Annotated in this window: 12 protein-coding genes; 8 read left to right on the forward strand and 4 right to left on the reverse strand. The window is 50.7% G+C overall.

The genetic code is table 11. The features are described from left to right. Positions 1 to 708 precede the first annotated feature (708 nt). The 4 genes from CO251_RS10975 to CO251_RS10990 all read right to left on the reverse strand — a co-directional run bounded on the left by CO251_RS10975 (position 709) and on the right by CO251_RS10990 (position 3,442). Complete coding sequence (locus CO251_RS10975; protein WP_103375844.1) at positions 709 to 1,623, reverse strand: hypothetical protein; 915 nt, start codon at positions 1,621 to 1,623, stop codon at positions 709 to 711. Positions 1,624 to 1,746: 123 nt separating this feature from the next. Next, positions 1,747 to 2,109 carry a hypothetical protein gene (locus CO251_RS10980; RefSeq protein ID WP_103375845.1) on the reverse strand — a complete coding sequence of 121 codons (363 nt, stop codon included), beginning with the start codon at positions 2,107 to 2,109 and terminating at the stop codon, positions 1,747 to 1,749. Beyond that, positions 2,106 to 3,068 carry a glycosyltransferase family 2 protein gene (locus tag CO251_RS10985; protein ID WP_103375846.1) on the reverse strand — a complete coding sequence of 321 codons (963 nt, stop codon included), beginning with the start codon at positions 3,066 to 3,068 and terminating at the stop codon, positions 2,106 to 2,108. The genes CO251_RS10980 and CO251_RS10985 overlap by 4 nt, the downstream gene beginning before the upstream one ends. Positions 3,069 to 3,241: 173 nt before the next feature. Continuing rightward, on the reverse strand, positions 3,242 to 3,442 hold the full coding sequence (locus tag CO251_RS10990) for a hypothetical protein (RefSeq protein ID WP_146039057.1): 201 nt from the start codon (positions 3,440 to 3,442) through the stop codon (positions 3,242 to 3,244). Between the two features lie 666 nt (positions 3,443 to 4,108). On the opposite strand from CO251_RS10990, the gene CO251_RS10995 reads away from it, so the two are divergent. The 8 genes from CO251_RS10995 to CO251_RS11030 form a co-directional block, all read left to right on the forward strand. Then, entirely contained in the window at positions 4,109 to 5,185 is a 1,077-nt protein-coding gene (locus CO251_RS10995) for an alkene reductase (protein WP_103375848.1), read from the forward strand. 8 nt (positions 5,186 to 5,193) lie between these two features. Next, the gene (locus tag CO251_RS11000; protein ID WP_103375849.1) at positions 5,194 to 5,703 is read left to right on the forward strand and encodes a MarR family winged helix-turn-helix transcriptional regulator; all 510 of its coding nucleotides are present in this window, start codon (positions 5,194 to 5,196) and stop codon (positions 5,701 to 5,703) included. 18 nt (positions 5,704 to 5,721) lie between these two features. After that, the gene (locus tag CO251_RS11005) at positions 5,722 to 5,934 is read left to right on the forward strand and encodes a YwbE family protein (protein ID WP_103375850.1); all 213 of its coding nucleotides are present in this window, start codon (positions 5,722 to 5,724) and stop codon (positions 5,932 to 5,934) included. 418 nt (positions 5,935 to 6,352) lie between these two features. Next, positions 6,353 to 7,447: an MBL fold metallo-hydrolase gene (locus CO251_RS11010; RefSeq protein ID WP_103375851.1), complete on the forward strand. Its 1,095-nt coding sequence runs from the start codon at positions 6,353 to 6,355 to the stop codon at positions 7,445 to 7,447. A gap of 234 nt (positions 7,448 to 7,681) precedes the next feature. Then, the gene (locus tag CO251_RS11015) at positions 7,682 to 8,683 is read left to right on the forward strand and encodes an inorganic phosphate transporter (protein WP_242968557.1); all 1,002 of its coding nucleotides are present in this window, start codon (positions 7,682 to 7,684) and stop codon (positions 8,681 to 8,683) included. 468 nt (positions 8,684 to 9,151) lie between these two features. Further along, positions 9,152 to 9,475 carry a helix-turn-helix domain-containing protein gene (locus CO251_RS11020; protein ID WP_103375852.1) on the forward strand — a complete coding sequence of 108 codons (324 nt, stop codon included), beginning with the start codon at positions 9,152 to 9,154 and terminating at the stop codon, positions 9,473 to 9,475. Between the two features lie 52 nt (positions 9,476 to 9,527). Further along, a complete protein-coding gene (locus tag CO251_RS11025) occupies positions 9,528 to 10,070 on the forward strand; it encodes a YceI family protein (protein WP_103375853.1) in 543 nt (180 codons plus the stop codon). A gap of 667 nt (positions 10,071 to 10,737) precedes the next feature. Next, the coding region (locus CO251_RS11030) for a molybdopterin-dependent oxidoreductase (protein ID WP_158246298.1) at positions 10,738 to 11,176 on the forward strand (439 nt) is incomplete at its 3' end.

The following is an 11,176-nucleotide window of genomic DNA, read 5'->3' on the forward strand; positions in this document are numbered from 1 at the left end:
GGCTCGGCCCCTGATATGTCGTGAGATCCGAAAGATTTGGCTTCAGGGGCTGATTTTGCGCGCAGCGTGGGACGACGGCGTCCTAGGTCTCGTTTTTGACGATGCTCTGCGGGATGGAACGCAGGGGCGTTTCTAGATGGTGCGATAATTCACCAGATCCTCAATCATATGAGGAGGACGGCGCTGGCGTACATCGACATGCGGCGGGAAGACCGGGATGTCGTATGTGGGGTTGAATTTGTAACGCAGGACCCGATCAAAAATAACTGGATGAGCCTATAGTGCGAACGCAAATATTTATGGCTTTCCAGTCCTTGTCTTGGTTTAGGTAGTTAAGGATTTGTGTAGTGTAGATAGAATGATGACACCGGCCGATTCCGGATCGCGTGGTGGAAATGGGGAATTCTGATCAGTTTGGATGTCAGTCTAATTGTGGACACCCCGAATTGACAGGATGATACAACCTTTTTCACGGGAGGTGAATCCGGTGGCCAATCCGTATGACAGAACGTTTAAAGAACAAGCGGTTCAACTGGTGTTGGGTACCGACGACTAATCAGGATGAAGGGATCAATCTAGGCAGGAATTCTCACACCCCGTCTCTGATGACCCTTGAAGAACCTAAGACGCGAAAAACGGCCCCGATGACCAATCTTCTCCCAGGCTGGGAGACATTGGCGCGTCATGGGGCCAGTTTTGCCGCGTTTTTTACGGTGTGGAGGGTGCCCATGGATTCCCAACGGGTTCGGGGAGATGGGAGACGGTCAGTACGTCCGCCCATCGGAAGCCGTCGGCAGTGAGCTGGCTCGGTGAAGGCACCCAATGTAGTGTGTGGGAGCCTTCGACGTACACTTGAGGGGCTGTCTGTGCACGAACTAAAACAGGATAGCCTATCGGGGCCGTCAGGTGGGATACGGTGTCGACGCGGGTCCAGCGAAATCCCGCCGCGTCAAAGGTGGCCGGATTGGGAATCCAGTGCAAGGTGCCCCCGGAGGCCCAGTAGACCCGAGGACTGCCTGCCAACCGATAGGTCACGCCTTGCGCGCTGGTTTCATGGGAGACGAAGGAGACGGACGCGGGATTTGTTGGCCATGGACTCAAGGGCACGGGTAACGGATTGGTGATGGTGCCAAAGGTTTGTCCCGCCGTACCGAGACTCAGGATCATATCGTTCGGCGGATTGGGGGCGATGCCATTGGCACGAAGGACCGTCATAAACCATGGATCATTGCCCACCGTGCCATTCACCGGCCACCGGTAGAGCGTCTGGGAATGGACATTGTAGAGCCAAACCGGTTCCACCTCCGATGGCAGTGTGGGGGACCCGGATGCGAGGATATGCGCGTCATTCGTATACACGCGTAGCGTTCCGCCAATCGGGGGACGCGGCACGGTATCGGGCAGGACGGTCACGTAATGCCAATTCTCACTAGCGGCTTGAAACAGCTTGCCCGAGGGAATCCAATAAAGTTGGTGATTGATGAGTTGATAGACATCGGGTTCCCCAATAAACCGCACGAGCGATCCGGGTGTGGTGGGAACCGTCGCGGCCTGGACAGGGCCTGAGACCATGCCCGCGACATATCCAAGCGCAAGACCGATCGACAAGACATGCTTTTTCATAGGGAGTAGACCTCCAATATCCTAGGAATACGATCTAATGGAATTGTCTGGCAGACGTGCGCGGCCTGTCAAGAATTGCCTCCATGGTGCCCGGCGCGGATGATGCTACAAAGCCTATGGGCGTTACGATGCCCGCGATAGCACAACGATCCCGGCGAGAATTAGAGCCGATCCAAGAACAATGGGGACTGACAAACGTTGGTGCAGTAATAAACGGTATGTGGCTACCAACACTAATTGGACGAGGCCGATGCTCAATGGATAGGCGAGCACGATGGTAGTGTTCCGGATGATACCGAGCCAAGTGATAAAACTCGCAATATATAGAACTATACCAACTACCGCTGTATAAGAGAGCATAATGGAGAATTGGGGTCGTACTTGTAGGTGGAATGAGGGATTTGCTAGCCCCGCCTTCATGAGCATCAGAGCGCTGGACGATAGAATAGCATAGAAGATGATAAGCAACCAGTTAGTCAGCGTCATTGCGACTCCGCGGGTATATTTGACGTAGTCGGCGTCATGATCCCCGCCGTTTCCTGAACAAAGAACAACGGTCGATGTTTGACTTCCGCGAACACGTGCCCTAAATATTCTCCTAGTATCCCAAGGCTAAACAACTGAACGCCGCCAAAAAATAAGCCGATACCAATGATGGAGGCCCATCCCGGTTGTGCGGTGTGGGAAAAGACTTTGACCCCCAGGACATAAATTGCGTACAGCAATGCGACAGCGATGCTCATTACTCCGAACAGAAGAGACAAGCGTAGTGGAGCTATAGAGAAAGACGTTAATCCGTTCAGTCCGAGATGCATCATTTTGCGCCATGTATATTTAGACTGACCATACTGTCGAGGCCGTGGAACAAAGGGTATAGCGGTCTGAGAAAACCCGATCCAACTCACCATGCCCCGAAGAAATCGTTGGCGTTCCGGCATGGACTGCAAGGCCTGTAATGCTGTTTCGCTTAACAATCGGAAGTCGGCACCTCCTGGTGTAATGGGCACCTCGGAGATTAGATTGATGAGACGGTAAAATATCGCCGAGGAATACCGTTTCAATGAATGGACTGAGTCGGTTTCGAGTCGAATGGTGTTGACGACAGCGTATCCTTGTTGCCATTGGGCCACGAGTTGAGGAATAAGGTCAGGAGGATGTTGTAAATCCGCATCCATGGTGATTACAGCATCAGCACTAATATGTGTTAATCCTGCGGCCAGGGCTGTCTGATGCCCGAAATTGCGTGAAAGCCGAATCCCCTTAACTTTTGGGTCCCGTGTTGAGAGTTTCTGAATGACGGACCATGAGTTGTCCTCACTGCCGTCGTCGACAAATAATACTTGCCAGAAATAATTTAGGGTCATCATGACATCCCGTAAGGCCATGTAAAACGATTCTAGTCCATCTTGTTCGTTGTAGACTGGTACCACAATTGCGAGTTTCATACTTGTCCTCATTTCTTTTGGATAATCACGCAGATAGACTTATGCGACCTTGTCTATCCAATACGACTGCAGGGATGACCCATTGATTCTTTCCATTTCGCCAATCCAAAACAATCCTACCGAAATTGCCGTCAAGTTGGCCTGATAGAAGCATGTGCCGACGACGTATAGGTTCAAATGTCCACTGCCAGACGAGAAAGCGGCACGGAGAGGTCGTCTAATTGGGTTGCATTCGCCAATACAGGGTAACCGGGAAAGGTCTGGTGGCCCGACAAGACAACGCCAACTGGGGTTTGTGCCATTATGGTGTAATGATGGGTCAAAGCTTGCCAGACGAAGGCATTGATTTTGAGACCGGCACTGCCTTGTGGCAAAAAAGCCCACATAGGGCGGCCAGACCGATACAACTTGGTTGGTGCTCCATAGTACCATTCCCTGTTGCTTAAATTGAAGTGCAAGCAAAAAGTAAGGGCCACTCAAAAATCGAAAAGGCCGCGCTAGAAGGTATAAGATATATGCGTCGGTATTGAGTACAATGGGTTCATTTAAAAATGAATTGCATGCTAAAGAGTGTCCGTGCGAAATAACATAAAGGCTCGGTGCCGTATTGCCTAAATCAAACACGGTGGCGTGCCCCTCCGTATACCTTCGGATTTTGAGTAAGGTCCATCCCATAGTCCAAAGCAGCGACATGCCCAAAACCCACCACTGAGGTCGGGGGAATTCTCGAATCTTGCGGCGAATTATGGTCAATGTGAACCGGATTGACAATAATGCCCTCTCTGGTCATAATTGTGCAAAAGTTCGACAGTCGCGCGTTAAAATCCTGCCTATTCGTGATCTTCATAGAAAAATGCCAAAAATTTTTTGAATATCTTGGAACCCAGCCATCGTTGGTCGGATAGGGGCTATGTTACCCGCGTTATAAACCGCCTTGATTAAAATATGTGGCTAGCCACGTATTTATCTGATACAGTAGTGCAGGCAACATCATGCTGATTATTGTCAGTGATATTACATAGTGAGTTAGGAGTGAGAACGTGGACAAGTTATGGGAGACGGTAACGGTCGGACGTATGACGTTGTCTCACCGTTTGGTGATGGCGCCTATGACTCGAAGTCGGGCACAGGCTGATGGTACGCCAGGTGATTTAGCGCCCGTATACTATTCCCAACGGGCATCTCTAGGACTGTTGATTAGCGAAGGCACACAGCCGTCGGAAGATGGACAAGGTTACTTGTTCACACCGGGAATTTATACGGATAATCATGTGGCGGGTTGGAAAAAAGTAGCCGACGCTGTGCATGACAAGGGTGGCTACCTCTTTATTCAGCTGATGCACGTTGGACGCATGTCACATCCGGATAACACACCCCATCATCGACTGGGTTTGGCTCCGTCTGCGGTAGCGCCGGGGCTTGAAATGTTCACAGCGACAGGAATGCAAGAGATTCCTGTACCGCGGGAAATGAGCATAACCGATATTCACAGGACTATTGACGAATTTCGACAGGCAGCAGCTGCGGCTATTCGGGCGGGTGCTGATGGTGTGGAGATTCATGGCGCTAACGGGTATCTTATTCAACAGTTCATGGCTGAAAATGCCAATCAGCGCCAGGATCAATATGGAGGGTCTATAGAAAATCGCGCGCGATTTGCCATTGAGGTGGCAGCGGCGGTTGCTCAAGAGATTGGAGCGGACAGGACTGGATTTCGTATTTCGCCAGGGATGACGTTGGGAGGACTCGATGAAGGGGCAAGTGGCCCGGATCTCTACCGGTATTTAATTTCGGAATTGGCCAAACTGAATTTAGTTTATCTCCATGTCATGCATGGCGGCAATGATCCATTTCTGAAAGAAATTCGTGCCTTATGGCCGCATGTATTGTTAGTGAATCGTGCGGGCCGACCGTTGGATCAGATTGCTAGCGACATTGAAGCAAACTTAGCGGACATTGCACCAATTGGCGCATGGGCGCTTGCGAATCCTGATTTCGTTGAGCGTTTGAAGGCGGGGGCCTCGCTTAATCCGGCCGATACCGCCACATTTTTTGGAGGCGATGCTCACGGCTATATCGATTATCCAACGTTAGCGGAACTCCAGCAGGAAAGCTGAGGATCTGAATGCCTTATCATGAGGAAGGAGGTAACGAGGGGCCCGCTGGGTCCCCCGATTGCCTCATCAGTGCGAATGTTATTTTACTGGCTCGTGCTCACCGAAGCTTAGCGGCGGAGTTGCTGCGGGAATTGGGGCTATTTCCTGGCCAAGAAATGTTGTTGCTGGAATTAGGGAAGCAAGACGGTCAATCTCAGCAGTGCTTGAGCCAGGCTTTACAGCTAGATCACTCGACTGTAACGAAATCGTTGAGTCGGCTGGAGTGCGCGGGCTTCATACAGCGCATGCGTTCGGAGCAAGATGGTCGAGTGACCCTTGTCATGTTGACAGAGGCCGGGCGTGCCTTAGAGGGGCAAGTTCGAGAAATCTTTCGGCGGCTGGAAGAGGTTACCGTGTCGACCTTGACGGCCGACGAGCGTCGGTGTTTTTTAGAGGTGACGGAGAAAATTTCTAGGACATTAAGAAGGTCTCTAAGATCGTCTGGTGCCCATTCACCAAAGTCGTGCGACCATGATTAGAAGAACAGGGGGAACCCTATGGCTGGGAAGAGCGGGAAGATCCGTAAGGACTTGCGACCGGGACTCACCGTCGATATTGTGTTGAAGGCGGATCAGCCGACGGGGCGGCTTACACGCGGGGTTATTCAAGACATTTTGACGAAATCCCCGACACATCCGCACGGCATTAAGGTGCGCTTGGTTGACGGACAAGTGGGACGTGTGCAAGAAATCATCGAAGATGACGCATAAGGGTTGGGCATCAAATATGAGGTTGATCTCAGGGATGCTTCCATCCTCTGAAACTACTAGGATGTGCCTATTTACTACTACATAGTAAAGGTTGTCCTTGTTGCGTTCGGGTTAAATTGACGTCTTGTTTCTCGCTTTGGGGCTACGCATTTTGCCGATTGTCGCCTGTTTCTTGGGATATGGGATATGCCATTATAATCACCTCCTATCCGCATAGTTATATTGCTGTTTTGTTTTGGTATTGACGAAATCCTTTATGGGAATGGCTATAGAGCAAGTGAGAATTCAGCAGAGGATGTTGAAGCTTTGCGAAAGCACTAGTTCTTAGCATCTAGGATATGAGAGGCATTGTTTTCAAGGCGTTTCGCATATACGATTAAATTGCATATGCAGTATCTTAGCGAATAGGAGGGGTTTCATGCGTACCATATCTGTCGAAGAGTTCGGGCAGGCTATGAACCAAAAGCCCTTAGCTGTTGTGGATATCAGGCCATTTGATGATTATCAGGCCTGGCACATTGAGGGACCACGGATTGAAAGTCAGCACCTCGATGGAACCTCGATTTTGCGAGATGCCAAAACGCTACAAGCTCTCGACTCTGAGACGCCGTGGGTCGTGGTGTGTGCTTTAGGCGAAACGGCTAAGGCTGTGGGGGCTGTCATGGACCGTGAGGGCTATGATGTAACGGTGCTTGAAGGAGGCATGGCAGCTTGGAACCGGTATCATGAACTGCATGCGGTGGCGGAAGAACCCACATTTTCGTTATTCCAAATTCAGCGCCGGGGCAAAGGCTGCCTGTCGTACCTATTGGCTTCAAATGGAGAAGCTATGCTCTTTGATCCTTCTCAGTTTGTGGACGTGTACCAAAGGATTCTTGATCAAAACGGATGGCGACTAAAAGCGGTGGCAGACACTCACGTTCATGCCGACCATATTACAGGTGGGTTCTTTCTTAGTGAACGCTACCATGTTCCGTTTTGGCGTGGTCAAAATAGCCCAGGGGTTTCTTTGTTGCAAGATGGCCAGGAATTTAAAGTGGGTGCGGTGACGGTTAAAGCGATCGCCAGTCCCGGACATACGCCGGATTCGTTTTCGTTTCTTATTGCCGGCCGTTATTTATTGACAGGTGATGCGTTATTCGTTTCAGGTGTGGGTCGGCCAGATCTTGGAGGCCACGCTAAGGAGTGGGGCGAAGATCTTCACCGGTCATTGCAGCAATTGCAATCATTAGCCCCTGAAACCGTGATTTTGCCTGCGCATTATGCCCATTGGTCAGAAATCAATGACCATGGAATTGTGGCAGGCACTTTAGGCGACCTGCAGGCGCAAAACCCTTTATTGCATGAACCCCTTGAATCCTTTGTCAACCACGTCGAGGCTTCAGCGTCAGCGATGACGCCGCCGAATTATGAACCGATTGTGGCGTTTAATGTGTCTCAGAAGGGTCCCCTAGATCCAGCGATCTTGCGGTCGTGGGAAATTGGCCCTAACCGGTGTGCCGCGCCGGCATAAAGAAAAGAGAAAAGCTCTATCGGCTAATAACGGAAAGTCTAAAGGGGTTTCCTCCCCCTTTAGGCTTTTTCTATGGTTTCTGCCACGTTTTGTCATGCTTGACGTGTGATTTTGTGTTGGGTACAGTGGGCCTATTGAATGTCAGGCCGTCTAGTGCCGATTTACCTCATAATCCGGATTCGCAAGTCACGGTCTATAAGCGAGTTTGGCTAGGCAGGAAGGAAGGGAGACGCAGTGGCGGTAATCGTCTTACTCCTTCTTAGTTTATCAGCCTTTGCGATGGTCTCTGGGTTTAATGATGGGGGCAATTTGGTTGCGACCTACCGAAGCAGTCGCATTATCGATTCCCGCCGTATAGCGCCGCTGCTCATTGCAGCCATTGCGCTGGGGCCTGTCATTTTTGGAACTGCGGTCTCTCGCACAATGGCCTTGGAAGTAGTCAATTTTACGCAAACGAGTTCCCGCCTTTTGGCTATTTCTGTAATGGCCGGTGTTCTCACTCTGGTTGTCACATGGCGGATGCGTTTGCCAACCAGTACGACGATTGCGCTGGCCGGGGGAATAATTGGAGCGGCTGCAGCCAGCGGGCAGGCGGCGTTGATTCATTGGGCTGGGGTAGAGAAGATTGCGGGGGGATTAGTGGGGTCCGTTGTGATGGGGTTTATGTTGGCGTGGCTGTTAACGGGCGTCATGAAACGGGTTACAGCCTCTGATGGCACCCCTCGATTGGTGAAAGTCGTTGACAAATTTCAATATCTGACGATTCTTTGGCAGGGATTGGCATACGGTGCCAATGACCAAGAGAAGGTCATTGGCCTTACAGCGATTGTCATGATGTTGTTGAGTCATGATGCCGTGTATCATGTGAGTTCTTTTGATATCCTATTCCCGTTGGCAAGCTGGTCCGTGGGACTGGCTTTAGGGGGATCGCGCATTGCAAATACGGTGGGCACACAAATTATTCATCTGCGTCCGGAAACATCGGTCACCACGCAATTAGCAGCGGCGATTACCGTGAGTTTAGCGGCGATTTTAGGGTTTCCGGTGAGTACGACGCAGGCTACTGATGGGTGCATTTTTGGATCAGGCACGATGATTAATCGTCACCGTGTGCACTGGAAAGTTGTTCGTAAGATTATTGGCGTGTGGATCATTACGATGCCTATTGCTTTGGCGATGGGGGCTGTGCTCATGATGCTTGTTCGTCTTTCGCAGGGATCACACGCTTTCTTTTAAATGGGCCTAAAATTATGCCATACTGATCATATGCCACGATTAGTCACGATAGGTGAAGTCTCTAAAGTGTTGGGCTTGTCGTTCCCGACACACCGGAAAAAGAAGGCCAATTACAGTCAGGCGAAATCACGTCAGATGGTCACCGGCGCTATCACAAGTTAAACTCCGCCCTGAATTATTCAAGCAACAGAAAAACTATAGCCTATGCAAGGGTATGGCATGATGACAACGGCCGACATAGGGGATGATCCCAAAAGAGATGGCCCGCGCAAAAGGGTAGGAAGAGGTCGCCCTGCGCGATTTCAGGAACCGGTGGTGGGCACTTGGTGTTCTTCTCGCCGTTGCAGGTAGACTAAATAGTATACATTAGTATAGTAAGGGTATATAAATAAATATTATTTAAGTTAGTATTGACACGATATTTATATATCGTTACACTAGATTTTGCTGAGAGCGAGGGACAATATCATGAGCAGTAGCTTGCATGGGTCGAACGCGCTTTGCCCCGTTGCCCGTGGTGCGGCACTGGTGGGAGATCTCTATATTCTTCTGATTGTCCGAGACTTGGCTGAGGGCTCGAAGCGATTTGGAGAATTAGAAGAATCGCTGGGGGTGACTGCGCGTACTTTGACTGCGCGACTCCGGATGCTGGAGACTGAACAGATTGTCGAACGCGTGGTGTACCCGGAAATTCCGCCTAGAGTCGAATATAGTCTCACAATTAAAGGTAGGGACTTGCTGCCGGTGATTGAGGCATTGCGACAATTTGGGGAAAAGTGGACGCATGAGTAGCTTGCCGCCCTCAGGATATGCGAAATTATTTGATGATGAGGAGTGTGTCATAGTGGCTACATCAGAAATAAAGACATGGGCGATTGATCCGGATCACAGTCTTGCGGAATTTTCTATCCGGCATATGATGATTTCTACGGTGCGAGGCTCTTTTCCTGGGTTATCCGGAGAAATTATTGCTGATGTGAATGACTTGACCACGGCCAAGGCGCATGTGTCGATTGACGTTAGTACCGTCGACACGCGTCAGAAAGATCGTGATGCTCATTTACGGTCGGCAGACTTTTTTGATGTTGAACATTACCCTACTATGACCTTTGATAGCACTAACATTCGGCGTGTGTCGGAAAATGTCTATGACATTGAAGGTAACATGACGATTCATGGGGTGACCAAGCCGTTGGTGGTGCGCGCCGAGTACATGGGGACAAGCAAAGACCCGTGGGGCAACGTACGCGCAGGGTTTTCGGCGACAGCGGAACTCAATCGCAAAGACTTTGGGTTACAGTGGAATCAAGCGCTGGAAACGGGTGGCGTACTTGTTGGAGACAAGGTAAAACTATCGGTAGAGTTGGAGACTGTACTAAAAGATTAAAGGGCTGAGCCAAAAAGTTTTTATACCGAGCGTGTTGCGATGAGGCAACACGCTCTTTTTTGGTGCGCCCAGCATGGGCGCGTGACGGGAGAGAAGTCAGCCATACTCGGCCCCGCGACCGCGCTGGCTAAAGGGCCGGACATGACGAGAAAGTGGTGCTCGTGGGATTCACGATGCACGCAAGGGCCCACGGCGCATGGCTCTTAAACAGCGTGTTGACACGGAGCTATTGAGATGCACAAGGCTTGCACCGTCTCCTCAACCTGTACGACGCTGTATACCGAATGGTACGTACGGTGTGGCGAGTAGGGCGGGTTAGTCACCCGCGCCTACTCGATTTTTTGCGTGTAAGAATTCGCGGTTGGGATGAAAGTACCGCTCTAAAATTCTGGGTGTTGAAATTGAGTAAAGTCACACTCAACAAGACGTGGCAAATATCGCAATTAACTCATTCAAAAGCACTGTCTTTTTAACAAAGATCTGCCTTGAAAAAACAGTATTTTTTCATGAAATGCGGTGGATTGGTAAAAAGTAGGGGACTATCATCAGTAGTTGGCTATTAGAAATGGTGACACCCGCTATTAAGCTTTCCGTACGCCAGATTCTAAAGGACTATTTAAAATTGAACCTAATAGTCAGAACAAAACGTACTTTAGGAGGGGTTAGGATGGCGCTGACCAAGGGAGAGGATATTCGCCAAGCAGCGCAGGCGGAGTCTGAACCGGTCGAGGGAACACGGAAGGTCCATACCACCTGCTATATGTGCGCCTGTCGGTGCGGGATTGAAGTGACCGTCGAACAGGAACAGATTCGCTTTATTGCCGGGATCAAAGACTCGCCCGTGAATAAGGGGGTGTGGTGCGCGAAAGGCGGCGCGGGCATCATGACCCAATATTCGCCGGCACGGCTGATGACGCCCTTGATGCGGGCGCCGGGCAGCCAACGCGGGAGCGGAGACTTAGTGCCCGTCGACTGGGAAACAGCGCTCCGCACGGTGGCCGGGTGGTTGCAGCAGATTCGGGACACGGATCCGGCGCAGTTGGCGTACTTTACGGGCCGGGATCAAATGCAGGCCTTCAATGGCTATTGGGCGCGGCAGTTTGGGA

The organism is Sulfobacillus sp. hq2, assembly GCF_002903155.1.
In the GTDB taxonomy this organism is placed as follows: Bacteria; Bacillota; Sulfobacillia; order Sulfobacillales; family Sulfobacillaceae; genus Sulfobacillus; species Sulfobacillus thermotolerans.

What these genes read in the sequence shown, in the direction of transcription:
- CO251_RS10985 (WP_103375846.1), bottom strand. Translation starts at nt 3,068, where the DNA reads ATGAAACTCGCAATTGTGGTACCAGTCTACAACGAACAAGATGGACTA.
- CO251_RS11020 (WP_103375852.1), top strand. Translation starts at nt 9,152, where the DNA reads ATGAGCAGTAGCTTGCATGGGTCGAACGCGCTTTGCCCCGTTGCCCGT.
- CO251_RS11010 (WP_103375851.1), top strand. Translation starts at nt 6,353, where the DNA reads ATGCGTACCATATCTGTCGAAGAGTTCGGGCAGGCTATGAACCAAAAG.
- CO251_RS11005 (WP_103375850.1), top strand. Translation starts at nt 5,722, where the DNA reads ATGGCTGGGAAGAGCGGGAAGATCCGTAAGGACTTGCGACCGGGACTC.
- CO251_RS10975 (WP_103375844.1), bottom strand. Translation starts at nt 1,623, where the DNA reads ATGAAAAAGCATGTCTTGTCGATCGGTCTTGCGCTTGGATATGTCGCG.
- CO251_RS10980 (WP_103375845.1), bottom strand. Translation starts at nt 2,109, where the DNA reads ATGACGCTGACTAACTGGTTGCTTATCATCTTCTATGCTATTCTATCG.
- CO251_RS11000 (WP_103375849.1), top strand. Translation starts at nt 5,194, where the DNA reads ATGCCTTATCATGAGGAAGGAGGTAACGAGGGGCCCGCTGGGTCCCCC.